Annotated in this window: 21 protein-coding genes; 11 read left to right on the top strand and 10 right to left on the bottom strand. The window is 67.1% G+C overall.

Annotation, left to right across the window (positions count from 1 at the left end; translation table 11 throughout):
- The first annotated feature begins 2 nt into the window (after nucleotides 1-2).
- Together QN358_RS04160 and QN358_RS04155 are read left to right on the top strand one after the other, a co-directional pair.
- The gene (locus QN358_RS04160) at nucleotides 3-482 is read left to right on the top strand and encodes a cytidine deaminase (protein ID WP_323511699.1); all 480 of its coding nucleotides are present in this window, start codon (nucleotides 3-5) and stop codon (nucleotides 480-482) included.
- Nucleotides 483-505: 23 nt separating this feature from the next.
- Nucleotides 506-1,777 carry a thymidine phosphorylase gene (locus QN358_RS04155; RefSeq protein ID WP_323511705.1) on the top strand — a complete coding sequence of 424 codons (1,272 nt, stop codon included), beginning with the start codon at nucleotides 506-508 and terminating at the stop codon, nucleotides 1,775-1,777.
- Nucleotides 1,778-1,936: 159 nt separating this feature from the next.
- On the opposite strand, the gene QN358_RS04150 is transcribed toward QN358_RS04155, so the two are convergent.
- Nucleotides 1,937-2,884: a nucleoside hydrolase gene (locus tag QN358_RS04150; RefSeq protein ID WP_136641594.1), complete on the bottom strand. Its 948-nt coding sequence runs from the start codon at nucleotides 2,882-2,884 to the stop codon at nucleotides 1,937-1,939.
- A 214-nt stretch (nucleotides 2,885-3,098) separates the two neighbouring features.
- Between QN358_RS04150 and QN358_RS04145 the strand changes: the two genes are divergently transcribed.
- The 3 genes from QN358_RS04145 to QN358_RS04135 are packed head-to-tail and all read left to right on the top strand — an operon-like array spanning nucleotide 3,099 to nucleotide 4,959.
- Nucleotides 3,099-4,220: an adenosine deaminase gene (locus QN358_RS04145; RefSeq protein WP_323511698.1), complete on the top strand. Its 1,122-nt coding sequence runs from the start codon at nucleotides 3,099-3,101 to the stop codon at nucleotides 4,218-4,220.
- Between the two features lie 11 nt (nucleotides 4,221-4,231).
- Nucleotides 4,232-4,690, top strand: a complete 459-nt coding sequence (locus QN358_RS04140) for a PTS sugar transporter subunit IIA (protein ID WP_136641596.1) — start codon at nucleotides 4,232-4,234, stop codon at nucleotides 4,688-4,690.
- Nucleotides 4,687-4,959: a PTS sugar transporter subunit IIB gene (locus tag QN358_RS04135; protein WP_136641597.1), complete on the top strand. Its 273-nt coding sequence runs from the start codon at nucleotides 4,687-4,689 to the stop codon at nucleotides 4,957-4,959. Before QN358_RS04140 ends, QN358_RS04135 begins: the two co-directional genes overlap by 4 nt.
- Nucleotides 4,960-5,062: 103 nt before the next feature.
- On the opposite strand, the gene QN358_RS04130 is transcribed toward QN358_RS04135, so the two are convergent.
- The 3 genes from QN358_RS04130 to QN358_RS04120 are packed head-to-tail and all read right to left on the bottom strand — an operon-like array spanning nucleotide 5,063 to nucleotide 8,498.
- Nucleotides 5,063-5,866 carry an IclR family transcriptional regulator domain-containing protein gene (locus QN358_RS04130; RefSeq protein ID WP_136641598.1) on the bottom strand — a complete coding sequence of 268 codons (804 nt, stop codon included), beginning with the start codon at nucleotides 5,864-5,866 and terminating at the stop codon, nucleotides 5,063-5,065.
- A 47-nt stretch (nucleotides 5,867-5,913) separates the two neighbouring features.
- Nucleotides 5,914-7,653 carry a phospho-sugar mutase gene (locus QN358_RS04125; protein ID WP_136641599.1) on the bottom strand — a complete coding sequence of 580 codons (1,740 nt, stop codon included), beginning with the start codon at nucleotides 7,651-7,653 and terminating at the stop codon, nucleotides 5,914-5,916.
- Nucleotides 7,650-8,498 (bottom strand): purine-nucleoside phosphorylase, encoded by an 849-nt coding sequence (locus QN358_RS04120; RefSeq protein WP_323511697.1) that lies wholly within the window; start codon nucleotides 8,496-8,498, stop codon nucleotides 7,650-7,652. The genes QN358_RS04125 and QN358_RS04120 overlap by 4 nt, the downstream gene beginning before the upstream one ends.
- A 95-nt stretch (nucleotides 8,499-8,593) precedes the next feature.
- Between QN358_RS04120 and QN358_RS04115 the strand changes: the two genes are divergently transcribed.
- Nucleotides 8,594-10,030, top strand: coding sequence for an NAD(P)H-quinone dehydrogenase (locus QN358_RS04115; RefSeq protein WP_136641601.1), 1,437 nt, complete (start codon nucleotides 8,594-8,596; stop codon nucleotides 10,028-10,030).
- 49 nt (nucleotides 10,031-10,079) lie between these two features.
- On the opposite strand, the gene QN358_RS04110 is transcribed toward QN358_RS04115, so the two are convergent.
- The gene (locus QN358_RS04110; protein WP_323511696.1) at nucleotides 10,080-10,241 is read right to left on the bottom strand and encodes a hypothetical protein; all 162 of its coding nucleotides are present in this window, start codon (nucleotides 10,239-10,241) and stop codon (nucleotides 10,080-10,082) included.
- A gap of 656 nt (nucleotides 10,242-10,897) precedes the next feature.
- Here QN358_RS04110 and QN358_RS04105 point away from each other — a divergent pair.
- Nucleotides 10,898-12,226: a putative Ig domain-containing protein gene (locus QN358_RS04105; RefSeq protein WP_136641603.1), complete on the top strand. Its 1,329-nt coding sequence runs from the start codon at nucleotides 10,898-10,900 to the stop codon at nucleotides 12,224-12,226.
- 8 nt (nucleotides 12,227-12,234) lie between these two features.
- Here QN358_RS04105 and QN358_RS04100 read toward each other — a convergent pair whose 3' ends face one another.
- The 3 genes from QN358_RS04100 to QN358_RS04090 form a co-directional block, all read right to left on the bottom strand.
- Nucleotides 12,235-15,987, bottom strand: a complete 3,753-nt coding sequence (locus QN358_RS04100) for a DEAD/DEAH box helicase (protein WP_136641604.1) — start codon at nucleotides 15,985-15,987, stop codon at nucleotides 12,235-12,237.
- A 45-nt stretch (nucleotides 15,988-16,032) separates the two neighbouring features.
- Nucleotides 16,033-17,841 carry an acetyl/propionyl/methylcrotonyl-CoA carboxylase subunit alpha gene (locus tag QN358_RS04095; RefSeq protein ID WP_136641605.1) on the bottom strand — a complete coding sequence of 603 codons (1,809 nt, stop codon included), beginning with the start codon at nucleotides 17,839-17,841 and terminating at the stop codon, nucleotides 16,033-16,035.
- A 151-nt stretch (nucleotides 17,842-17,992) separates the two neighbouring features.
- A complete protein-coding gene (locus tag QN358_RS04090) occupies nucleotides 17,993-18,730 on the bottom strand; it encodes a Maf family protein (RefSeq protein ID WP_323511695.1) in 738 nt (245 codons plus the stop codon).
- 42 nt (nucleotides 18,731-18,772) lie between these two features.
- On the opposite strand from QN358_RS04090, the gene QN358_RS04085 reads away from it, so the two are divergent.
- Genes QN358_RS04085 through QN358_RS04070 form a run of 4 tightly spaced genes read left to right on the top strand, consistent with a single transcriptional unit; the run spans nucleotide 18,773 to nucleotide 23,109 of the window.
- On the top strand, nucleotides 18,773-20,020 hold the full coding sequence (locus tag QN358_RS04085) for a class I SAM-dependent RNA methyltransferase (protein ID WP_323511694.1): 1,248 nt from the start codon (nucleotides 18,773-18,775) through the stop codon (nucleotides 20,018-20,020).
- 59 nt (nucleotides 20,021-20,079) lie between these two features.
- On the top strand, nucleotides 20,080-20,751 hold the full coding sequence (locus tag QN358_RS04080; protein WP_323511693.1) for a response regulator: 672 nt from the start codon (nucleotides 20,080-20,082) through the stop codon (nucleotides 20,749-20,751).
- A complete protein-coding gene (locus QN358_RS04075; RefSeq protein WP_323511692.1) occupies nucleotides 20,738-22,090 on the top strand; it encodes a sensor histidine kinase in 1,353 nt (450 codons plus the stop codon). Before QN358_RS04080 ends, QN358_RS04075 begins: the two co-directional genes overlap by 14 nt.
- Nucleotides 22,066-23,109, top strand: coding sequence for a hypothetical protein (locus QN358_RS04070; RefSeq protein WP_323511691.1), 1,044 nt, complete (start codon nucleotides 22,066-22,068; stop codon nucleotides 23,107-23,109). The genes QN358_RS04075 and QN358_RS04070 overlap by 25 nt, the downstream gene beginning before the upstream one ends.
- Before the next feature lie 292 nt (nucleotides 23,110-23,401).
- Here the strand turns inward: QN358_RS04070 and QN358_RS04065 are convergent, their stop codons facing one another.
- Nucleotides 23,402-23,629 (bottom strand): acyl-CoA carboxylase subunit epsilon, encoded by a 228-nt coding sequence (locus QN358_RS04065; protein ID WP_136641610.1) that lies wholly within the window; start codon nucleotides 23,627-23,629, stop codon nucleotides 23,402-23,404.
- 72 nt (nucleotides 23,630-23,701) lie between these two features.
- Nucleotides 23,702-25,273 (bottom strand): acyl-CoA carboxylase subunit beta, encoded by a 1,572-nt coding sequence (locus tag QN358_RS04060; RefSeq protein ID WP_136641675.1) that lies wholly within the window; start codon nucleotides 25,271-25,273, stop codon nucleotides 23,702-23,704.
- Between the last annotated feature and the right edge of the window lie 64 nt (nucleotides 25,274-25,337).

Below are 25,337 nucleotides of genomic sequence, written 5' to 3'. Positions count from 1 at the left end.
CGATGACTGATGCTGTGGTTACTGATGCAGTTCTGCCGGGAGTTGTGCCGACGGAGCCTGGGCCTACCTCCGGTTCTGCGGTCGACTGGGATGCCCTGCGAGCCGTCGCGCTCGACGCCCTCACGCACGCCTATGTGCCGTACTCGCACTTTCCCGTGGGGGTGGCGGCCCTCGTCGACGACGGGCGCATCATCTCGGGCGCGAACGTCGAGAACGCGTCGTACGGCCTGACGCTCTGCGCGGAGTGCGCTCTGGTGTCGTCGCTGCACATGACCGGCGGCGGCAAGCTCGTGGCGTTCACCTGCGTCGACGGCCAGGGCGGCGCTCTGATGCCGTGCGGTCGGTGCCGCCAGCTGCTCTACGAACACTCCGCAGAGGGCATGTTGCTTGCGACGGTCTCGGGCATCCGCACCATCGACGAGGTGCTGCCCGACGCGTTCGGGCCCCGCACGCTGGTCGCCTACCGCGAGGCAACCGCGTGAGCGCCGCGCCCGAGCCCCACGACATGATCGACCTTCTGCGGGCGAAACGCGACAGGGGCAGCCTCAGCACGCCGCAGATCGACTGGATGATCGACGCCTACACCCGTGGGTACGTGGGCGACGAGCAGATGGCTGCCATGGCCATGGCAATTCTGCTGAACGGAATGACGCGTTCCGAGGTGCGCGACCTCACACTTGCGATGATCGCTAGTGGCGAGACGATGAACTTCGACGGTCTTGGCAAGACCACGGTCGACAAGCACTCGACGGGCGGGGTCGGCGACAAGATCACGCTGCCGCTGATGCCACTCGTTGCGTCATTCGGGGTGGCTGTTCCGCAGTTGTCGGGCAGAGGGCTGGGCCACACCGGCGGAACGCTCGACAAGCTCGAGAGCATCCGGGGCTGGCGGGCAGACCTCACGAATGACGAGATGATGGCGCAGCTTCGCGACGTGGGCGGCGTGATCTGTGCGGCCGGCGCGGGCCTCGCACCCGCCGACAAGAAGCTCTATGCGCTCAGAGACATCACGGGGACGGTCGAGGCGATTCCGCTCATCGCCTCGTCGATCATGAGCAAGAAGATCGCCGAAGGAACCAAGGCGCTCGTGCTCGATGTGAAGTTCGGCTCGGGGGCGTTCATGCGAGATATCGCTCGGTCGCGCGAGCTTGCACAGGCCATGGTCGACCTCGGCAACGATGCCGGGGTGCGCACATCGGCTCTGCTCACCGATATGGAGCGCCCGCTCGGGCTCACCATCGGCAATGCGAACGAGGTGCGCGAGTCGCTCGAGGTGCTTGCCGGCGGCGGGCCGGCCGATGTCGTCGAGCTCACGCTGGCGCTCGCGTCAGAGATGCTCGCGCTTGCCGGGCAGCCCGACGCCGATGTCGCCGGAGCGCTGACTTCGGGCCGAGCCATGGATACGTGGCGGCGGTTCATCGTGGCGCAGGGTGGAGACCCGGATGCCGCACTGCCCGTTGCGCGGGAATCGCACACGGTCTACGCGGCGTCGTCGGGCGTGCTGCTCGAACAGCTCGCGCTGCCCTTCGGTATCGCTGCGTGGCGGCTCGGGGCCGGCCGCGCCCGGGCGACCGACCAGGTTGTGCACGCCGCCGGTATCGACCTCCATCTGAAGGCCGGCGACGCCGTGACGGCGGGTCAACCGCTGTTCACGCTCTTCGCCGACGATGCGTCTCGCTTCGAACGGGCGCTCGACGCGCTCGACGGCGCGTACGCCGTCGGCCCCGCGGCGTCGTTCGTGCCGCGCGGCCCGCTCGTGGCTGAGCGGCTCGCGTAGCGCCCCGCCCGCCCGCCCCTGTGGCACTGTGGGACGAGTTTCCCCAGAACGTCGGCGTGTGGCGGGCTGAGCGACGTTGTGGGGAAAGTCGAGGGGCGGATCGGGTCTGCGCGGGGTCGGGTGCGGGACGGAGCGTGGCGCGGCGCGGCGTGGCGCGGGCTACTGGGCGGGGTCGCCGATGCGCTGCAGGGCATCCACTACGAGCGCCCAGAAGCGCCCGTGGTCGAGGCTGACGGCGACCTGGGTGGTGCAGTCGGCCGGAGCGGGGGCGCGAAAGTCGGCCACGGTCATGCCGAGCGTGAGAGTTCCTGTGAGTTCGATGTCGAGCGGAGCCGTGCGGGTGGTCATGATGCTCGGGTCGATCACGTAGGCCACCGCGCACGGATCGTGCACAGGGGGCGAGTCGAAGCCCTGGTTGTCACGGTAGGCCTCCGCGAAGAACTCGAGCAACTCGCCCACGAAGCGTGCGGGCCCGGTGCCGACGGCGGCGATGGCCGCCGCCACCTCGGGCGTGGCGAGGGCCTGGTGCGTGAGGTCGAGCCCCACCATCGTGAGCGGCCACTTCTCGTTGAAGACGATGTGCGCGGCCTCGGGGTCGATGATGATGTTGAACTCGCTGGTCGCGCTCCAGTTGCCGCCCGCGTAGGCGCCGCCCATCAGAACGACCTCGCGTACGCGCTCGGCGATGCGCGGCTCTTTGCGCACGGCCATGGCGATGTTGGTCAGACCGCCCGTGGGAACAAGGGTGATCTCACCGGGCTCGTGCTGCATGATCGTGTCGATGATGAGGTCGATGGCGTGTCGTTTGTCGAGCTCGATGGTCGGTTCAGGCAGCACCGGGCCGTCGAGCCCCGACTCGCCGTGGATGCTCCCGGCCAACTCGATCTGCCGAACCAGTGGCCTCGCCGCCCCCGCCGCGAACGGCACTCCCACGATTCCCGCCACGCGCGCCACCGACAGGGCGTTTCGGGTGACTTTCTCGAGCGTCTGGTTGCCCACCACGGTGGTCACCGCCATCAGCTCGATCTCCGGGTTGCCGTGCGCGAGCAGCATCGCGACCGCGTCGTCGTGGCCGGGGTCACAGTCGAGAATGATCTTGCGGGGCATGCGGGCTCGCTTTCGTCGGGTGCGGTGGGTCACTGTTCAGCGTGCTGCACGCGGCGGTTCGAGGCAACTCGAGGCGACTCGACACGCGAGCGTGAACGCGCACCGAGAGTTTGCTGGATGCCCGGGGCGAGCACTCCGATAGATTATGAGTGGTGCCTCACCCATACGAGGGCCGCGATGGGGCAGCTGCCCTTCGAACAGTGGAGGTAACACAATGTCGGTGCGCGGCAACGAACTCTTTCTGTCGGGCAGCGACATCAGCATCACGGGCCTGCCGAAAGTCTCGCTGCACGATCATCTCGACGGAGGGCTGCGCGGTCAGACCATCGTCGAACTCGCCGACGCCATCGGGTTCGACCTGCCGGCGAACGGTGCCGAAGCGCTCGAGGGCTGGTTCGAGAACTCGGCCGACTCCGGATCTCTCGTGTCATACCTGAAGACCTTCGACATCACCGCTGCCGTCATGCAGACCAGCGAGGCGCTCACCCGGGTCGCCCGGGAGTTCGTGAACGACCTCGCCGCTGACGGAGTGATCTATGGCGAAGTGCGCTGGGCACCCGAACTGCACCAGGCCGGCGGGCTGAGCCTCGATGCGGCTGTTGCGGCGGTTCAGGCGGGCCTCGACCAGGGCGTCGAGGATGCGCTCGCCGACGGCCAGAGAATCCGCACCGGCCAGCTCATCACGGCCATCAGGCACGCCCACCGCTCGATGGAGGTGGCCGAACTCGCGGTGCGCCACCGCGACCGGGGGGTTGTGGGCTTCGACCTTGCTGGGCCCGAACTCGGCTTTCCGGCCGCGAACCACCGCGCGGCCTTCGACTACCTCGCCCAGAACCACCTGCCGACGACGGTGCACGCGGGTGAGGCTGACGGCCTGGGCAGCATCCGCAGCGCGCTGTTCGACGGGCGTGCCCTGCGGCTTGGCCACGGAGTACGTATCGCCGAAGACATCACGGTCGAGCGGCAAGATGACGCGAGCACCTTCGTCACGCTCGGCACGCTGTCGCAATGGGTGAAAGACCGACAGATCGCGCTCGAGCTCTCGCCGTCGTCGAACCTGCAGACGGGGGCGATTGCCCAGTGGGGTGAGGAACTCATCGATCATCCGTTCGACCTGCTCTACCAGCTCGGATTTCGGGTCACCGTGAACACCGACAACCGGTTGATGAGCAACACCACCCTGAGCCAGGAGCTCGCGCTGCTGTCGGATGCGTTCGCGTACGACCTCTCAGACCTCGAGACATTCCAGTTGAACGCCGCGGCTGCGACGTTCCTTCCGCTTGAAGACCGTGAAGAGCTGGCTGAGGCCATCTCCGAAGGTTTCGACGAGGCCTGAAGGGCTTTCGGATGCTCTCCCTACCCGACTCGGCGATCGCGCTGCAGCAGCACGCCGCCGACTGGCGCGAGGCCGTGCTGCTCGCAGGTGCAGCCCTCACCGATGCAGGCGTGACGACAGACGAATACGGTCCCCGCATGGTGGCCATGGTCGAGGAATTCGGTGCGTACATCGTCATCGCGCCGGGGCTGGCGCTCGCTCACGCACGGCCGGGACCCGACGTGCTGGAGTCGGGCATGTCGGTGGTCACACTCGACGAGCCGGTGGTGTTCGGGCATCCGTACAACGACCCGGTGTCGGTCGTGCTCGGCCTCGCGGTGATCACCGCCGACGAACACGTGAGTGGAATAGCTGAGCTGGCGAATGTGTTCAACGATCCGACAGCAATCGACAGGGTGGCGCGCGCCGCAACTCAGGGCGAGGTGCAGGCGCTGTTTCAGCGCCCGAGCGAAACAGGGGGAGTCGAATGAAAATCGTTGCGATCTGTGGTGCGGGTGTGGGTACGTCGGGCATCCTGAAGGTGAACGCTGAGCGCGCCCTCCGCCGGCTCGACATCGAGGCCGATGTGACGGCGGCCGACATCGCGAGCGTGTCGGTGGTGGCGGCGGATGCACAGGTGATTCTGACGTCGCCTGAGTTCGTCGATTCGCTCGGAAAGACGAATGCCGACATCATCGTGGTCGAGAACTACTTCGATGTTGATGAGCTGACGGCGAAGCTGGAGCAGGCGCTGGGCTGAGCCTGGCTGAGGTGAGCTGAGCCCGGCTGAGGTGAGCTGAGACCGGCTGAGGTGAGCTGAGACCGGCTGAGGTGAGCTGAGCTGATCCGAGCTGGGTGAGGCGTCAGAGCGCGGTCGGGGCCAGTTGCAGGTCGGATTCGATGCGTGCGGCTGTCTGCTTCAGTGCCGCCAGGTATTTCTTTCGCATGGCGTCGTTCGTTCCCGACGAGGCCTGCGTCGACACGTTGATGGCGCCCACCACCCTGCCGTCGGGCCCGGAAAGAGGCACGGCGATCGAGCGGAGCCCCGGTTCGAGTTCCTGGTCGACCACGGCCCATCCGTTCGAACGCACTTTGTCGAGTTCGGCAGTGAGGGCGTTCTCCGAACCCACGGTGCGTTCGGTCAGGGCGCGCAGCTTCACATCGTGAAGATACGAGGCCAGGTCGGCCGGTGAGAGCCCCGCGAGCAGTACTCTGCCCATCGAGGTGGCGTAGGCGGGCAACCGGGTGCCGAGGTTGATCCCCACCGTCATGATGCGGTGCGTGGGCACCCGCACGATGTACACGATGTCGGGGCCGTCGATGATGGCCGCCGACGTCGATTCGCCGACCGACCGTGAAAGCGCTTCGAGGTGCGGCTGGGCGATCTCGGGCAGGGTGATGCCCGAGAGGTAGCTGAAGCCGAGTTCGAGCACCTTGGCCGTGAGGGCGAAGGTCTTGCCGTCGGTTCGCACGTAGCCGAGCTCGATGAGGGTGAGCAGAAATCGCCGAGACGTGGCCCGGGTGAGCCCGGTTGCGCGTGCGATCTCGCTGAGGGTCATCAGCGGTGTGTCATGCCCGAAGACCCGGATGACCGACAGCCCCCGCGCGAGAGACTGCACGAATCCCGCGCTGGGGCCCGGCAGGTCGAACTCGCCAGTGTCGCTCATACTCGCGCCCCGCTCACAGGCATGACCCGCTCACAGGCTTGCCCCGCTCACGCGACCAGCTCGCGCATGCCGCGTTCGAGGGCCGAGAGGCGCTTCGCGACGGAGGCCTTGCGTTTTGCGAGGCTGCCCTCGCTGCTCGACACGTCGATGTAGACCTTCAGTTTCGGTTCGGTTCCACTCGGGCGAACCATGATGCGCGAGCCGTCGGTCGTGGTGATGCGCAGAATGTCACTCGGCGGCAGTTCGGCCGAACCGGCCGACAGATCGTCGATGCTCGCCACGGCGACCCCGCCGATGCTCTGCGGCGGGTCGGCGCGAAGGGCGGCCATGATCTCGCCGATGCGGCTCAGGTCGGTGACCCTCAGCGAGACCTGGGCCGAGTCGTAGTGGCCGAACCTCTCGCTGAACCGGTCGAGCTGGTCACTGAGAGTGAAGCCGTCAACCGCCAGCTCGCTGGCCAGCGACAGCAGCGCGACGGCTGCAGAGATGCCGTCTTTGTCGCGCACACTCTCTGGGTTCACGAGGTAGCCGAGCGCCTCTTCGAAGCCGAAGATGAGCCCCGGAACCCGTGACACCCACTTGAACCCGGTGAGCGTCTCCTGAAACCGCAGCCCATACGCGGCCGCGACGGCGCTGAGCGCGGGAGAGGAGACCACCGAGCACGCGAGGGTGGCAGGCTCGGTGGCGGCGGAGCCTACGGTCTCCGTCGCAGCGGCACTTGCCGCCGCGTGCTTCTCGGCAGCCCGCCACCCGAGAAGCGCACCCACCTCATTGCCCGTCAGACGCCGGTACCCGCTGTCGGTCGACTTGTCGGGCACCGCGATGGCGAGCCGATCGGCATCGGGATCGTTCGCGATGATCAGGTGCGCCCCCGACGACTGAGCGGTCTCGTACGCGAGGTCGAGCGCGCCGGGCTCCTCGGGGTTCGGGAACGCCACGGTGGGAAAACGTGCATCCGGTTCGATCTGCGCGAGCACCAGGTCGGGCTCGATGAAGCCGGCCGCGCCGAGCACCCTCGAGAACGTCTGCCAGCCCACCCCGTGCATGGCGGTGTAGACCGTTCGCGGCTGAGCACCGATCTCGCTGGGCGGCAGCAGACCTGCCGCTGCCGTCGCCGTGACGTAGGCGTCGATGACCGACTCGGCCGCCACTGTGTAGGCCGCCGAACGCGGCAGCTCGGGCACCAGCGACTCGGCTGCAACGCGCCGGATGTGCGTCTCGATCTCTTCGTCGGCTGGAGCCACGATCTGCGAGCCCTCGTCGATGCCGCCGAGGTACACCTTGTAGCCGTTGTCGTTCGGCGGATTGTGCGACGCGGTCACCATGATTCCGGCGCTCGCGTCGAGGTGGCGAACGGCGAACGCAACGACAGGGGTCGGCAGCAGCCGCGGCAACAGAATCGCGCGAAGCCCTGCGCCAGCGAGGAGTTCGGCCGAATCAGCGGCGAACACCTGGGAATTCTTTCGCCCGTCGTACCCGATGACCACCGACGGCACGACTCCGGGAGCGGCCTTCTCGAGCAGGTATGCGGCGATGCCGGCTGCGGCCTGGGCCACCAGTACCCGGTTCATACGGTTCGAGCCGGCCGCGATCTCGCCGCGGAGCCCGGCCGTACCGAACTTCAGACGGTCGTCGAATCGCTCGTGCAGCGTCGACAGCGCGTCGGCAACGTCGTCATCGGCCGGCTCCACGCGGGCCCGGGCGATGAGCCGGGTCAGCTCGGCTCTCGTCTCGGTGTCAGGATCTTGCGCCAGCCACGCCTCGGCCACCGCCACAATGCCGCTCACAGGGCCGCCACGATGCGAGCAAGCAGCGCGCTGATCACGGGTTCTGCCTGCTGGCCGGCCTCGATGACCTCGCGATGTGACAGCGCTGTCTTCGAGATGCCCGCGGCGAGGTTGGTGATGAGCGACATGCCCAGCACCTCCATGCCGGCCTCGCGCGCGGCGATGGCCTCGAGGGCCGTCGACATTCCGACGATGTGCCCACCGATGGTCTTCGCCATCTGCACTTCGGCCGGGGTCTCGTAGTGCGGGCCGCGAAACTGAACGTAGACGCCTTCGTCGAGTTGAGCATCCACTGTTCGAGCGATGTCGCGCAACCGCTTCGAATAGAGGTCGGTGAGGTCGATGAAGGTGGCGCCCTCGAGGGGCGAGTCGGCTGTGAGGTTGATGTGGTCGCTGATGAGAACGGGTGAGCCCGGCCGCCAGGTCTCACGAATGCCGCCGGCACCGTTGGTGAGAATCATGATGGATGCCCCCGTTGCCGCCGCCGTTCGAACGCTGTGCACCACCCGGCGCACCCCGTGGCTCTCGTAGTAGTGGGTACGGGCGCCGATGACCAGCGCGTGTTTGCCGCTCGGCAGTCGCACCGAACGAAGCGAACCCACGTGACCGACGACGGCGGGCGCGCTGAACCCGACGATCTCCGTGGCGGGAATGGTCGCAACCGTCTCGCCGATGAGGTCGGCTGCCTTCGCCCAGCCGCTGCCGAGCGTCAGCGCGATGTCGTGGTGCGCGACGCCGGTCTTCTCGGCGATCTGCCCGGCCGCCTCGAGGGCGATGTCGAAGGGGCTCAGATCGGCCTGGTCGAGCGGGTTCAGTGCGGGTTCGGAGGCAGGTGTTGAAGACATTCCACCACTTTAGTTAACGCGCCGGTAACCGATTCGATACGCGCCAGAATCTGTGCAGTTTGTCGGCCGGGGCGTCGCTGGGGAAGAATGGCCGTATGGCCTATGAATTCGAGCGCAAGCAGAGAATCACCGTTCTTGGCGGGGGCCCCGGTGGCTACGAAGCAGCCATCGCCGGCGCCCAACTCGGCGCTGAAGTCACCCTCATCGAACGGGTCGGGGTGGGCGGCGCGGCCGTTCTCACCGACGTTGTGCCCTCGAAGACGCTGATCGCCACCGCTGAGGCCGCATCGGCCATCGGTGAGGCCGCCGACCTCGGCGTGCAGTTCTTCAGCCGCACCGAGTCGGGCCGCGCGGTGCGCCCCGAGGTTGCAGTGAACCTGCAGGCCGTCAACAAGCGGTTGCTCGGCCTCGCGCGCCAGCAGTCAGAAGACATGAAGTCGACCCTCATTCGGTCGGGTGTGAAGGTCGTACAGGGCGATGGGCGACTGGATGGCCGTGATGCTGTCATCGTCTCGACCGGTCATGGCGCCGGGGCCATCGACTTCGACCGCATCGAAGCCGACACGATTGTGGTGTCGGTGGGCGCGAGCCCGCGCCTGCTCGCCAGTGCCATGCCCGACGGCGAACGCATCTTCACCTGGACCCAGCTCTACACGCTCGAGGCCATCCCCGAGCACCTCATCGTGGTCGGATCGGGTGTGACCGGCGCCGAGTTCGCGTCGGCGTACACCGCCCTCGGCTCGAAAGTCACCCTCATCTCGAGCCGCGATCAGGTTCTGCCGGGTGAAGACGCTGATGCTGCTGCGGTGATCGAGAACGTGTTCCGGCGCAACGGAATGACCGTGCTGTCTAAGTCGCGCGCCGATTCGGTGGTCAGAACCGAGAATGGCGTGGTGGCGACGCTGAGCGACGGTCGCACGGTAGAAGGCAGCCACTGCCTGATGGCGGTGGGGGCCATCCCGAACACCGCCGGCATCGGCCTCGAAGAGGCGGGCGTTCAACTCACCGAGTCAGGGCACATCCGGGTGAACCGGGTGGCTCGCACGAGTGTGCCGAGTATCTACGCGGCCGGCGACTGCACGACCTTCCTGCCCTTGGCATCCGTTGCCTCGATGCAGGGTCGCACGGCCGTCTTTCACGCCATGGGTGACGCGGTGAACCCCACCGAGATTCGCAACGTCGCCTCGAACATCTTCACCCAGCCCGAGATCGCCACCGTCGGCTGGACCCAGCGGCAGATCGAGGATGGCATCGCCCAGGGCGACATCTACAAGCTGCCGCTCAGCGAGAACCCCCGGGCCAAGATGATGGGCATCAAAGACGGTTTCGTGAAGCTGTTCGCCCGCACCGGTTCGGGTACGGTCATCGGGGGCGTCATCGTGGCCCCGAAGGCGAGTGAACTCATATTCCCGCTCGCGCTCGCCGTCGAGCATCGCCTCACCGTAGACCAGGTGGCTCGCGCGTTCACGGTGTACCCGTCGCTCTCCGGCTCGATCTCCGACGCGGCGCGCGCGATGCACATCGTTCTGTAGCTGCGTTCGCCGGCGTGAGTGGGTCAATTTGGCACGCTCACGCTCACGCTCACGCGACTCGGCGTACCTCCTCGATGTCGTAGATGCCGAAATAGTCTTCTGACACCTCACTTCGGGCGAAATCGAACACCACCGACACCCGTGTGCGGTCTTTCCGCACGGTGACGTAGCGCACCGTCGCCAGCATGTCGCTCACACCGAACCTGACCATGACTTTCTGCCCGGCTCGCAGGGGTTCCGTTCGGTTCAGCTGAGTTGTGGGTTCACGTTCTGCGTTCACCATGGAGGCGCTCCAATCAGATCAGTGAGATGTTCTCGCATAATAGTATCCATTTCTGCGGCGACGAAGTCGAGCGACTGTCGCCATCGCCGGGCCGTCTCAAGGACGAGGGGCTGCATGGTTCTGCACGCCGCAATGCTGACCGGGTCATCGTGAATGAGGGCATTGCGCGCCTCGTTCAATCGCTGGAGTTGTAGCAGTGCGAAAGATCCGCCGACAGGGTGTAGTTCATTTATCTTGGTGACCAATGGCAGCCCCAGGGCGAGAAAGTCCGCTCCAAGAGTCGAGGGGTTGGCATTCCCGAAATCGAGCTTTCGCCCACTCTGAAAACGGTTGCTCACAATGGTTCGAACGCTCCCGAGGGGCACTGTCGTTTCCGTGACGATGGCGTCAATGCAGTCGCTCGCTTCGTGGGCCGCGCCATTCGAGTAGTGCAGATGAGGTCATGCAGTCAAGGTAGCCCCTGCGGCTTCGGAGGCCGGCTAGTTATCCACAGGCCCGTTCTGGGCCTCATAAATGATTTACTCTCGTCTTTGCGACGGTTGCCATGCTCGTTGGCCGGCCGCAACTACCGAGAGGAAACCTTCATGAATCGACGACTCTGTGCCGCCGTTCCCGTTGTAGCGCTGCTGATGGCGGGCGGCATTGCTGGCCTGGCGGGCAGCGCACAAGCCGTGGTGCATCCGGCGGCGTACGCGTCCCTTCCCCGGGGCGCAGAGCCCGGCGCACTGGTCGTCGACACGGCCGGTGACGTGTTCACGGTGAACCCGGGTACGAATTCGGTCAGCAAGGTGCTGGCCGGCGGCCGGCTCGACCCACGCTTCGACGGAACGCTTCCGTCGGGTTCGCTGCCCGTGCACATCGCAGAAGACGCGGCGGGAGCTCTTTACGTCACGAGCTTCACGACCAGCACGGTGGTGAAGCTCGACCCCGACACGGGGCTCGCCGACTCGGCCTTCACCGCACACGCCGGCGCCGCACTTGCGGGGCGGCACCCGGTCGACGTCGCCATCAGCCCGGCCGGCGCCATCTTCGTACTGAACAGCGGTGACGAGACAGTGGTCGAACTCTCGGCCGCGGGAGACGAACTCGCGGTCGCCGCACTCGACCCGGTCGCCGACTCGCAAGCGCTCGCCTTCGACGATCACGGCGACCTGTTCGTGGCGAACACCGGTGACGGCACCATCTCCCGCATCACGTACGGCACGGCCGGCCCCGCCTCGGTGACCCGGGCGTGGGCGACGCTCGACGCCGGCACCTACCCCACCGGCCTCGCCTTCGACCACCACGACCACGTCTACGCCGTGAGCGCGGCCGGCGCGAGCGTCTACGAGATCGGCGAAGATCTCCCCATCGGCCTGAATCTCATGTCACGGCACCGCATGCCCGGAACCTACCCCTTCGCCATCACGAACGATCTCATCGGCAATGTCTACACGAGCAATATCGGTGACAACACGATCTCGATGTTCGGTGTCGATGGCAGCGTGATCGATGCGGTCACGACGCTCACCGGATCACCGTCAGCCGAAGCGATCGTGGCCGACCGCAGCGGATCGCTGTTCACGGCGAACACGGCGACCGATTCGGTGGGTATCGCGCCACTCGCGCCCGTCATCACGTCGGCGGCTCCGCCTTCGGCGGCTCAGGTCGATGTGGCGTACCGCGCGCAGATCACCGCGACGGGCCTTGACCCGACGGTGTTCGCTGCCTTAGAACCGCTTCCGAGCGGATTGTCACTCGACCGGGCATCCGGAGTGCTGAGTGGCACCCCCACCGTCGCCGGCACTTTCGACCTTGACGTCTCCGCCGCGAACCTGGTCGGCCGCTCGGATGTGCAGCACGTCTCGCTTGTCATCGCCCCGAGGGCGGGGAGCACCGGTTGCTGGTACTGGAGCGGGCCGTGCGGCCTGTGAGGTGCTGTTCACACGTCGAGCAGGCCGCGGATATCGTCGGCGGTGAGGGCGGTGCTGAACACGGCGTCGTCGTCCATCACCGCATCGAAGAGCTTCGCCTTCTGCTCTTTGAGCGCCATCACCTTCTCTTCGATGGTTCCGGTCGCCACCAGCCGGTAGACGTTCACGCTCTTGGTCTGGCCGATGCGGTGCGTACGGTCGATCGCCTGGTTCTCAGTGGCCGGGTTCCACCACGGGTCGAGCATGAACACGTAGTCGGCTTCGGTGAGGTTCAGGCCGAACCCGCCCGCCTTCAGGCTGATCAGAAAGACCGGGGCCGTGCCGGATTTGAACCGCGCGATGACCTCGGGCCGGCGCCTGGTCGAGCCGTCGAGGTACTCGAATTCGATGCCGGCTTCGGTGAGACGGGTGGCCGCCTTGCCGAGAAACGAGGTGAACTGGCTGAACACGAGGGCGCGGTGGCCCTCGGCCACCACATCATCGAGTTGCTCGAACAGGGCATTCAGTTTGCTCGAAGGTACATCTGCGTACTTCTCGTCGATCAGCGACGCATCGAGGCTCAGCATGCGCAGCAGCGTCAGCGAGCGAAAGACGATGAATCGGTTGCGGTCGAGATCGTCGATGAGACCGAGCAGTTTCTGGCGCTCTCGCTGAAAGAAGGTGTCGTAGAGCGCTTGGTGGGCGGGCAGCAGCGCGACCTGCAGCGTCTGCTCCTGCTTAGCCGGCAGCTCGGGGGCCACGAGTTCTTTCGTGCGACGCATCAGCAGTGGCCGAATGCGCCGCCGCAGCTTCGGCAGCAGCGTGGGGTCGAGCGCCTTCTCGATGGGCCTCACATACGCCTCCTGAAACCTCGGCGCAGAGGCGAACAGCCCGGGTGCCACGATGTCGAAGAGCGACCAGAGTTCCATCAGGTTGTTCTCGAGGGGGGTTCCGGTGATGGCGAGTTTGAAGGGAGCGTCGAGTGCGGTTGCGCACTCGTGCAGCTTCGACGTGTGGTTCTTCACGAACTGCGCTTCGTCGAGAATCAGCCCCGACCAGCCCACCGCGCTGTATGCCGCGAAGTCGAGCCGGAACAGCGCATAACTCGTGACCACGATGTCGGCTCCGTCGGCGATCTGGGCCACGGTTCGCTTGCCCTTCGCCTGGGTGGTTGTGACGCCACTGACCACGAGCGAAGGGGTGAACCTGGCCGCTTCGGCGAGCCAGTTCGAGACCACAGAGGTCGGTGCCACCACGAGAAACGGCGGGGTGCCGCCCGGTGCGGCCCCCCGGGCGTGCGCTACGAGAGCGAGGGTCTGCAGTGTCTTGCCGAGCCCCATGTCGTCACCGAGAATGCCGCCCAGACCGTGTTCATAGAGAAAGGCGAGCCAGTGAAAACCTTCGAGCTGGTAGGGCCGCAGCGAGGCATCCACGGTTGCGGGCAGTGGCGTGGGCCGGATGCTCGTCACGGTGTTCAGGCCCGAAACGGCCTCGCGCCACGCCACCGCCTGAACCGTTTCTTCGGCGAGGTCTTCGAACTCCGACCACAGGCTCGCCTGGTAGCGGCTGATGCGCACTCCGGTGTCCCACTCGGCGAGGGCGCTGGCCTCCGCCAGCAGCTCACGCAGCCGGTCGAACGAGGGATGGTCGAGGGTGAGGTAGGTCTTGTCGACCATGAGCAGCTTCGTCTCGCCCTTCGAGAGCGCCTTGAAAAGCGGCCCGAACGGAACCCGGTAGCCGCCAACGTTCACGATGATGCCAAGGTCGAACCAGTCGCGCTTGTCGCTCTCGACGGTGGTGATGGTGAGCTCCGGGTCACCGGTCAGCTCGCGGTAGTCGGGCCGCTTGCCCACGATGTCGACCTGCACCGCGTCGAGGTGCTCCAGAATCGGCAGTGTCTTCTCGGTGAAGACGGCAGCATCGAACCCCTGCAGCACGAGGCTGGCATTCAGCGGGCGCGCCGGGTCGACCGGCTCGAAGGCCTCCGACCGTGCACCGATCTCTGCTGCCGCGTCGTTCGCGAACTCGAGGGCCCTGAGAACCGCCCCGAGGGTGTGCCGCTCGGCAGCGGTATCGCGTTCGTCGCCGTCGCCTCCGCCGTCGGCATCCGCATCGGCATCCTCGGTCGAGGCGTACAGCGGCAGCTGCTGAGTGTGTTCACCCGAACCGTACTGCCACGACCAGTCAAGACTGAGCACGTTCTTCGCGCGAAAGCGTGCGGTCAGAACCAGAACGGGCGGGGCTATCTCGGGAAACTCGACCGTCTCGTCGCTGCTGACCAGCGTCACAGCGCGGCGGAGCCGCGGATAGAACGTCTCGAAGAACTCCCCGACCTCGTCAGCGGGCACCACCACGTCGGCAACGTGGCCGAGCAGCGCGCGTTCCTCCTCGCCCAGACGCGTGCGCACGGCGGGGACACCCTCGGCACCCGGCGCGATGGTCTCGTCTGCCCGGGCCTCGGGAGCCACCGCGTGGGCTCGTTCGCTGGTGGGTTCGACAGCGGCGGTCACCGTTGGCGCCAGCACGATGCTCGACCGGGCCAGATCGTACGTGTAGACCCCGTGGTCGCCGATGGCCCCGCTCGACGATGCCGGGCGTACTGCCGTGTCGACCACCACGCTCGCCGAAAGCACCAGGTCGCCCCGCTCTGCCACCCCCGGCCCTGCCGTCTCCTGGCCGGCCCGCGAAGCATCGAGCCGAACCGTGGCGCCCGCCCCCACCTTCACCACCGAGGCCTTCTTGGTGCCCAGCAGAGGGATTCCGAGCTGCGCGGCTTCGTCGAGCAGCCCCCACAGCAGGGGCGAACTGAAGTCGTCGAGGTAGAGCCAGTCGTTCTCCTGGCCGGTGTACAGCTCGCGGGTGGCACGCTGTACGGCGGCGAACTGGGCGAACCACCGGTGGTGCTCCGGGTTCAGGTTCAGCCGGTTCACCTGGTGGGTGAACGACCCCCAGCTGACGCTCGCCTTGATGTAGCTTCCGGCGGCACTCCGAACCACGGGGCGAACGCCGAGTCGCCGGGGCGCGCGCTCGAGCGGATCATCGGTCGCCTTCGGCTCGCGGGCGGCCTTCGTGGTCGGCCCCCGCCATTGCTCACGGCTGCGCGGAACGAACTCCCGCACTTCGAACTGCAGCCCCATCGCCGTGGTCGAGCGTTGCCCGCCGCGCGCGGGTGCGACGAGCTTTGCCGCCGCCGAGGATGCGCCGGGCTGAGACAGCGCGCCCACCCGCTGGCGCCAGCCCTGGGCTTCAGCGGCGGCGGGGGCCGGAGCCTCCGATGCCGGCGAATACCACTCGCCGAGCTCCCGTGGGGCTCGCCCGGGCAGCCACTCGGTACCGCGTTCGGCGTCGGCGTCAGGGGTGCGCATGCCGCCGGTTGCAGGCGTGCCCGACGCATCCAAGCCGCCCGGAATACCCGGCGCACCCAGGTCACCCGGCGCGACCCACGCATACCCGTGATCGCCCACCGGCCGGCGAACGTGGGCCGCATTGCTGGCGAGGAGGGCGGCGGCGACGTGTTTGCAGTCGAAACGCACCGGGCAGCTGCACGAAGAGCTGACGGGCACCCAGTACACCGAATTCGATTCGTCGAGCGTTACCGAACAGCGGTAGGGAGCGCCTTCAGAGCCCTGAACTGCGGCCGTGAGGGTGCGCGTCTCGGCGTTCCACACGAGATTCGCGACCGCAGACCCCCGGGCGTAGGGCCGAGCCCGATCGAAGCTGGGGCGGCCGACCAGCCGCGCAATGTCGGCCGCGTCGACCAGCGGAAACGCGGAACTCGACATGCGTCCATCGTCTCACGCCCCGCAATATCGAGGGAGCGGCGGCCGCTACGCCGCCACGTGGTCGGAGATCTCGAGCAGCCGGTGCCCCGACGAGACCGTCTCGCCGACGACTGCGTCAATCGACGACACGATGCCGTCTTTGTGCGCCTGGATGGGCTGCTCCATCTTCATGGCCTCGAGCACCACGATGAGGTCGCCCTTGACGACCTTGTCGCCTTCGGCCACGGCCAGCTTGATGACGGTGGCCTGCATGGGAGCCTTCACCGAGTTGCCGGTGGCCGTGAGCGTGGCTCCGGTGGAACCGCTGCGCCGACGCGGTGCTGCGCCGAGGGTCGCCCCCGAACTGCCGGCCCCTGAACCGATGCCGCTGCCGGCAGCCGAGAGCAGGCGCTCGGGCAGCACGACCTCGATGCGCTTGCCGTCGACCTCGACGACAACCGTGCTGCGGGCGGGCGCGGGTGCTGCGTCGTCGAGTGACCCGCTCCACGGCTCGATGGTGTTGTCGAAGTCGGTCTCGATCCAGCGGGTGTAGATGCTGAACGGCTGCCCGGCCTCGGGAGCGAAGGCGGGATCGCGCACGATGGCACGGTGAAAGGGCAGCACGGTGGGCAGGCCGGCCACCTCGAACTCGTCGAGCGCGCGGCGGGCCCGTTCGAGCGCCTCTTCACGAGTCGCGCCGGTCACGATGAGTTTGGCGAGCAGCGAGTCGAACGACCCGGAGATCACGTCGCCCGCCTGCACGCCGGTGTCGACGCGCACGCCGGGGCCGCCCGGAGCCTTGAACACGTGGATGGGCCCGGGGCTCGGCAGAAAACCGCGGCCGGCGTCTTCGCCGTTGATGCGGAACTCGAATGAGTGCCCGCGGGGCGCAGGGTCGTCGTAGCCGAGCACGCCGCCCTCGGCGAGCCTGAACTGCTCGCGTACGAGGTCGACGCCGGTGACCTCTTCTGAGACCGGGTGTTCGACCTGCAGGCGCGTGTTCACTTCGAGAAACGACACCGTGCCGTCTTTCGCCACCAAGAATTCGCAGGTGCCGGCCCCCACATAGCCGACCTCTTTCAAGATGGCTTTGGATGCCCGGTAGAGGCCCTCGTTCTGCTCGTCGCTCAAGAAGGGCGCCGGGGCTTCTTCGACGAGTTTCTGGTGGCGGCGCTGCAATGAACAGTCGCGGGTGGATACGACCACCACGTTGCCGTGTGAATCGGCTAGGCACTGCGTCTCGACGTGGCGCGGTTCATCGAGGTACTTCTCGACGAAGCACTCGCCGCGACCGAAGGCAGCGATGGCCTCGCGGGTGGCCGATTCGAACAGCTCAGGAATCTCTTCGACCGTGCGGGCGACCTTCAGGCCGCGGCCACCGCCGCCGAAGGCAGCCTTGATGGCCACGGGCAGGCCGTGGATGGCGACGAAGTCGAGAACCTCGTCGGCGCCGGTGACGGGGTCGATGGTGCCGGGGGCGAGGGGTGCGCCCACGCGCTCGGCGATGTGGCGCGCCGACACTTTGTCGCCCAGCAGCTCGATGGCCGAGGGGGAGGGGCCGATCCAGATGAGCCCGGCGTCGATGACGGCCTGGGCGAAGCTGGCGTTCTCAGCGAGAAACCCGTAACCAGGGTGTACGGCGTCGGCGCCCGATCGCTTGGCGATCGACAGAATCTTGTCTATGACGAGGTACGTTTCAGCGCTCGTGGTGCCATCGAGGGCATACGCCTCGTCTGCCAGCTGAACGTGCAGGGCGTCTCTGTCCTGGTCGGCGTAGACGGCCACCGACGCTACACCCGAGTCTTTCGCGGCCCGTACAACCCGCACAGCGATCTCGCCGCGGTTGGCAATCAGAACTTTAGTTATACGAGGCATAGTGACCTAGCCTATTAGGCCGGCAGCCCGGCGCTTTGGCATGTGCCTACAAAAATGGATGCCCGGGCGGTGCCGTTGTCTACAAAACGGGCTGCTCGGCGCCGCTGTATGCCTCTCCGCGCATGAATTGGCGCGTGTTCAGGATGGATGCTCAGGACGAGTGCGGCGTGTTCCAGAACGAGGTCCACGACACGCCGAGCTGGCCGGTGAGGTCGCGGAGCGCGGGCAGCGACATGCCGATCACCGTCGACGGCGCACCGCTGATCGAGCGGATGAACGGAGCCGCGAGCCCGTCGATCGTGAACGCCCCCGCCACCTCGAGTGGCTCGCCGGTGGCCACGTAGGCCGCGATCTCGGCGTCGCTGATGTCGGAGGCGAATTCGACGGTGGCCGACGTGACACTACCGGCTGCGGGAAATGCGCCTGCGCTCGCAGACACCGCACTCGCAGACACCGCGCTGCCAGACTCCGCGCCGCCTGTGCCCGAACCGCCGGAACCCGATCCTGCCCCCAACCGGTGGTCGATCATCCAGTGCCCGCTGTGCAGCACGCCGGCCCGCCCTCGATGCCGTCGCCAGCGTTCGGCTGCCACCTCTGGCAGGTGCGGTTTGCCGTAGATGACCCCGTCGAACTCGAAGGCCGAGTCGCCGCCCAGAATGAAGCCGTCGATGGGTTCGCCGCCCGGTACGGCATCGAGTACCGCCTCCGCCTTCAGGCGAGCGAGCAGCTGCACGAGATCGTGGGCCGTGAGCGGGCCTCCGGCTGCGGCCTCGGCAGCGAGCACAGCGCCCTCTTCGTCGACGTGCGAGGGCACGACGACCGGCTCGATTCCCACCTGGCGCAGCAGTGCGAGTCGGGCGGGCGAGGTGGAGGCGAGGTACAGGCGCATAGTCGGCAAGTGTAGGCAATGACCGTCTGTCATGCTGGAGGTATGGGTGAACTTCTGGGTACGACGGTCGAGCTTCAGGTGACGAACGTCGCTCACGGCGGGGTTTCGGTGGCGCGGCTCGACGGCCGCGTGGTCTTCGTCGCCGACAGCCTGCCGGGTGAAACCGTTTTGGCCCGCATCTCGAGCGACGACCACCAGTCGTTCTGGCGCGCCGAGACGGTCGAGGTACTCGAGGAGAGCCCGCACCGCCGTCTGCACGTGTGGAAGGCCGCGGCTCTTGACCGTGACCCCGACCGGCGCGCCGGCGGGGCCGAGTTCGGCCACATCGATCTGCCCTGGCAGCGCGAACTCAAACGTCAGGTGCTCGTCGATTCTCTGCAGCGGTTCGCCCGGCTCGAGAACCACCCGGCACTCGAGGTGCAGGTCGAAGCGGTCGAAGGCGATGATGCAGCGAACGGCCTCGGCTGGCGCACCCGGGTGAGCCTGCACGTCGACGACGACGGTTTCGTGGGCCCCTACGCCGCGCGCTCGCACCGCGTCGTGACGGTCGACGCGCTTCCGCTCGCGACTCAGGCGGTCGAATACGCTTCGCCCCTCGACGAACGCCTGCTCGGTACCGACCGCGTCGACGTGGTCTCTGACGGCCGCCGCGGTGCCCGGGTCGTCGTCGGGTCGGCGCCGGCTGGTAAGCCCATCGTCGAGCGGGTGGGCGAGCGAGAATTCAGGCTCGATGAACTCGGCTTCTGGCAGGTGCACCACGGCGCCGCCCGCACGCTCACCGAGGCCGTGCAGCAGCAGGTGCTCTCTGAGCTGTTCGACCCCTCAGCTGCCAACCTCGACCTCTACGGCGGGGTGGGCCTGTTGGCCGCGGCCCTGATCGACCGGTTCACACCCGACGTGCGCATCGAGAGCGTCGAGAGCGATGCGAGCGCCACCGCGAACGCCGAATTCAATCTGCGCGACGCCGCGAACGCGTCGGCGGCCACGGCTCGTGTCGACCGGTACCTCGGTCAACTGCAGCGCGATGCCAGCACGGCTGAGCGTCAGGCTCTCGCCCGGGCATCCGTCATCATCGACCCGCCGCGCGCGGGCGCCGGCAAGCTGGTTGTGGCGAGCCTCATCGACCTGCACCCGGCCCAGGTCGTGTACGTAGCGTGCGATCCGGTGGCGTTCTCGCGTGACCTGGCGCAGTTCTCTGCCGGGGGTTACGAGCTGCGGTCACTGCGTGCGTTCGACCTGTTTCCGCACACCCACCACGTCGAAGCGATCGGTGTACTGACCCCGCGCTGAGCAGCGGTGGGCCTACGATAGGCGAGACGACAGCTTCGATGTCTCGCCGGGAGGGTCACGTGGCCGAATTGCCGCAGCAGGTTCGGGTCGCCATCGTCGACGACCATGAGTCGGTTGTGCTGGGGCTTCGCGCCGCCTGCCTCGATGCCGGGTTCGACGTCGTGGGCGTCGCGTTGACGATGGATGCCCTGCTGCCCCTGCTCGAGGGGGCCACTGTCGACGTGATCGTGCTCGACCTGAGCCTGGGCGACGCATCGACTGTCACCTCCAATGTGCAGCGGGCCAGGGCCACCGGAGCCGACGTATTGATCCACAGCATCGCCGACCGCGCCTCGAGCATTCGTGACGCCCTGGCGGCGGGCGCGGCGGGGGTCATTCCGAAGACCAGTTCGACGAGCATCGTGATGGCGGCCATTCGCCAGGTGGCGCGGGGCGAGGTGCTGAACAACCTCGAATGGGCCAGCGCCATCGATGCCGACCAGGCCTTCTCCCGGGCGCAACTGGGCCGGCGTGAACAAGACGTGCTGCACCTGTACGCCTCAGGCCTGCCACTGAAGGCGGTGGCGGCGCAACTCGGAATCGCACCGTCGACGGCCCGTGAGTACCTCGACCGGGTTCGCGCGAAGTACGTGGAGGTGGGGCGACCCGCCCCCACCAAGGTCGACCTTCTCCGCCGCGCAGTCGAAGACGGCATTCTCGCGATCGACGACGTGCGGCATGCCGGGCGCTGACGTGCCAGCACCGGCGCGGCCCAGCCCCGGGCATTCGGCGCCTGCGCCAGCGCCCCCACCGGCACCCACCGGCCCCGACCAGTCGCCCCAGCCAGCCCAGCCAGCCCAGCCAGCCCAGCCACCCCAGCCACCCCAGCTGCGCCTCCGCAGCGCCCTCACTCGCTCGAGCGTCGAAACCATCGTCTCGCGTTCGTCGGCTGGCTTCGCGGTGCTCTTCGCGATGCCCGCACTGCCCTCCATCGCGGCATCGTGGGGCTGGCTGCCCCTCGGCTGGGCCGTGGGCTTCGTGCTGGTCGTCTTCGTGCAGCTCATGGTGATCCTCGTCGCCGCGATCGCCCGGCGCGGCGTCAGAGCATCGATGGCATTCTTCGCGCTGAGTTACCCGATTCTGCTCGTGCTGTGGCCGCTCGCCATCACCGACACGGCCGCCGCGAGAGGCAACCAGCCGTGGCTGTGGTTTCTGCTCGACGTGGCCTTCGCCTACGCCGCCGTCGCCTTTCCCTGGCGCTGGGCCGCGGTGTACAGCGTGGGGGTGACCTGTGTGTACGTCTTCATTCGCACGGTGCCGGCCGGTGGTTCGGCGAGCGTCGGGTTCGCGCTCATCGACGGTTTCTACGTCACGTTGATCGGCGCGTTCATCCTGATGATCGTCACGAGTCTGCGTGCGGCGGCAGACCGCGTCGATGCCGCTCAGGTCACCGCCACGCGAGAGTATGCTCGGGCGGCGCTGAACCACGCCTCAGAGCTCGAGCGGGTGAAGGTCGACGCGCTCGTGCACGACACGGTACTCACGACGCTCATCACGGCCGCGCGGGCCGAGAGTGTCGACGAACGCCGCCGTGCCGTGACGCTCGCCCAGAACTCGCTCGACACCCTGCAGCACTCGGCGGGCGTGTTCGGGTCGACGGCCGTACCGCTGGCCCAGTTCGCCGAACGGCTCGCTGACGCCGCGCGCCTGCTCAGCAGTCGAATCGACTATTCCACGGGCTCCCTCGACGAGCGTCTGCTGCCGGCGCCGGTCGCCGAGGCGCTCTACTCCGCCGGCGTTCAGGCCCTCATCAACAGCCTGCAGCACGCGGGCGGCGATGCCACGGCCGGCGCCGGCGACACGGTTTCGCGCACGCTGTCGGTGCACTCCGAGTCGTTCGACGATGTCACGGTGCAGGTGGCTGACACGGGAGTGGGGTTTATGGCCGACGCGGTTCCCCCCGCGCGTCTGGGTCTTCGTGTATCGGTGCGCGAGCGTGTGCACATGGTCGGCGGCGTTGTGGAGGTTCTGTCGATGCCGGGTGGCGGAACATCCATCGTGCTGTCATGGCGACCGGGGACTCCGTCGTGATCGCCCCGCCCCGCTCGCTCGTGCTCGTTCTCGCGGCCCTCTTCTCGCTCTACCACCTCGTTCTCGCCGTCTTCACCCTCGACCTGCCGCGTTCGCCGGGGCCCGTCATCGTGGCCATGGTGGTCTACGCCGCCATCACCACACTGTGCCTCTGGCCGACCAGCCCGCTCACGATGCCGCTCTGGATGGCCGCGCTCGCGTTCGCCCTCAGCCTGGTGATCTCCATTCTGGTGTTCTCGCAGCTCGACGCGACCAAGTCGAACGGGTACGCCACGTGGCCCGTCGCTGCCATCGGCACGCTGATGACCATCGTGACCGTGCGCACGCGGGCGCTGTTCGGGTGGCTCGGTATCGCGGCGCTCGCCGTGATCGTGGTGGTCTGGTCTGGCCCGGCTGCTCTCGTCGAGATGGGGGTGCTGGGCAGTGCCGTGTGGGTCAGCATCGCGTTCGCCCTGGCGCACGCGCTCGCACAGGCGGCCCGTGACACTGAGCTCTTCGCCCGCGCCGAGCTCGATGCGGCGGCCTGGCAGGCCACGCAGGAGGCCCAGCTCACCGAGGGCCGCCACCGTCTCGACCAGATGAACCGCGTCGCTGGCCCGACCCTGCACCACATCGTCGACACCGAAGGACTGTTGACTGCCGAAGACCGGAGGGAATGCCTACACCTCGAGGGGGCCATGCGCGACGAGATTCGCGGCCGCCGTCTACTGAACGAGCAGGTGAGAACCGAGGTTCTGGCTGCTCGCCGACGCGGCATCGATGTGACACTGCTCGACGACGGCGGCCTCGATGACCTCACCGATGCCTCTCGCCATCGCATCCAGTCGCAGCTCGCCGGCGAGATCGCCCGCTCACAGGCCGACCGGCTCATCGTGCGCACCGGTCTCGACGACAGTGCGGCCGCGGTCACGGTGGTGGGAGTGCGCGTGAGCGACGACGGTACCGCTGCGGCACTCGGAGCCGACTCTGACGACGACGAGGTGGCCGAGTGGCGGCAGATCGCCCGCGACGAAGAGTGAACAGTCTGACCCCCGTGTCCTCCAAAATGCCGACTATCCCCCAAACGGGGTAGCCGACAGTATTGTTACTGCTAGGTGTCTCTCTTTGAGTTACACCGCCAAACATTCGCTGTCTAGGGTAAGTGAGCGAGTGTTTGGGGGCGAGTCAGGGCGCTATTCGGGTTAGTGGCCTGGCTTGAAAAGATAGCTGGGGGTTGGCGAATCGCCGGCCCCCAGTTTTTTGTGGGAGTCGGCGGTTCGCTGAAAACCCGCGACGCCCGGTGCCGACAACGGCGAGAACCCGCGCTGCTGGTCAGCCGTTCCAGCGCCCACTGCCGGGCGTGAGGGTCTGACGCAATTCGCGTTGGCTGCGCTGCCAGGCCGTCGGGGCCGCCGCTCTCGCGGAGCGCAGCGAGTCGCCCTCTTCTTCGAGCATGCCGCGCACCACGGCCGTGACGGCCGCCAGCTCTGCGTGGGTCACGTTCTTCGTCGTCACGATCACCGGTGCGTCGACGGTGCCGTCGTCAGGCGAATCGGTCATGCGTCGTTCCCGTCTCTCTGAGGTGGTAGTGCAAGGGTGCTGCTGCGCTGGTGCCGATGAAGACGCGCCGACCTACAGTGGAATGTTGCCGTGCTTCTTGGCCGGCAGCGAGGCCCGCTTGGTGCGAAGCGCGCGCAGGCCCTTCACGATGGCGACCCGGGTGGCGGCCGGTTCGATGACGCCATCGAGCTCGCCCCGCTCAGCGGCGAGAAACGGGCTGGCCACGTTGTATGTGTACTCGTTCGCGAGCTTCGTACGAACGGCGGCCACATCTTCGCCCGCCGCCTCTGCGCGCTTGATCTCGCCGCGGTACAGGATGTTCACCGCACCCTGCCCGCCCATCACGGCGATCTCGGCCGTAGGCCACGCGAGGTTCAGGTCGGCACCGAGTTGCTTCGACCCCATCACGATGTACGCGCCGCCGTACGCCTTGCGTACGATGACGGTGATCAGTGGAACCGTGGCCTCGGCGTACGCGTAGAGCAGTTTCGCGCCGCGGCGGATGACGCCGGTCCACTCCTGATCGGTGCCGGGCAGGTAGCCGGGAACGTCGACCAGTGTGACGATCGGAATGGAGAACGCGTCGCAGAACCGCACGAAGCGCGCCGCCTTCTCGCCCGCCTCGATGTTCAGAGTGCCGGCCATCGCGTTCGGCTGGTTCGCGATGATGCCCACTGAGCGACCCTCGACCCGGGCGAAACCGATGAGGATGTTGGGCGCGTACAGGGGCTGAACCTCGAGAAAGTCTGCGTTGTCGACGACGTGTTCGATGATCGTGTGCATGTCGTACGGCTGGTTCGGCGAGTCGGGGATGATCGTGTTCAGCTTGCGGTCGGCATCGGTGATCTCGAGCTCAGCCGTCGCCTCGTACACCGGCAGCTCGGCGAGGTTGTTGTCGGGCAGAAAGCCGAGCAGGGTGCGAACGTAGTCGAGCGCGTCGTCTTCGTCGCTGGCCAGGTAGTGCGAGACGCCCGAGATCTTGTTGTGCGTCAGGGCGCCGCCGAGCTCTTCCATGCCCACGTCTTCACCGGTCACGGTCTTGATCACATCGGGGCCGGTGACGAACATCTGGCTGGTCTTGTCGACCATGATGACGAAGTCGGTGAGCGCGGGCGAGTACACCGCGCCGCCCGCCGCCGGGCCCATGACGATGGAGATCTGCGGGATGACGCCCGACGCCTGCGTGTTGCGGCGAAAGATCTCTCCGTATTTGCCGAGGGCGACGACACCCTCCTGAATGCGCGCGCCACCAGAGTCGAGCATGCCGATGATGGGCACGCCGGTCTTCAGCGCCAGATCCATCACCTTGATGATCTTCTCGCCGGCCACCTCGCCGAGCGAACCGCCGAAGATGGTGAAGTCCTGGGCGTAGACGGCAACCTGGCGGCCATGGATGGTGCCGGTACCGGTGACGACAGCGTCACCGTAGGGCCGGTTCTTATCCATGCCGAACGCGTGGGTGCGGTGCCGCACGAACTCGTCGAGTTCGACGAACGACCCGTGATCGAGCAGCTGCTCGATGCGCTCGCGCGCGGTCTTCTTGCCCTTGGCGTGCTGCTTGGCTATGGCGGCCTCGCCGCTCTGGGTGACCGCTTCGTGGTAACGGTTCTTGAGGTCGATCAGTTTGCCGGCGGTTGTGTACATGTCGGGGCCTGAAGTTGTTTCATCGCTCACGGGAGTTCACTCTACCGGCCCGCACCTGAGCCCC

The sequence above is a fragment of the Subtercola sp. RTI3 genome, assembly GCF_035018625.1.
GTDB classification, from domain to species: domain Bacteria; phylum Actinomycetota; class Actinomycetes; order Actinomycetales; family Microbacteriaceae; genus Subtercola; species Subtercola vilae.
The sequence above is the reverse complement of the archived record's forward strand: the minus strand, read 5'-3'. Positions and strand labels throughout refer to the sequence as shown.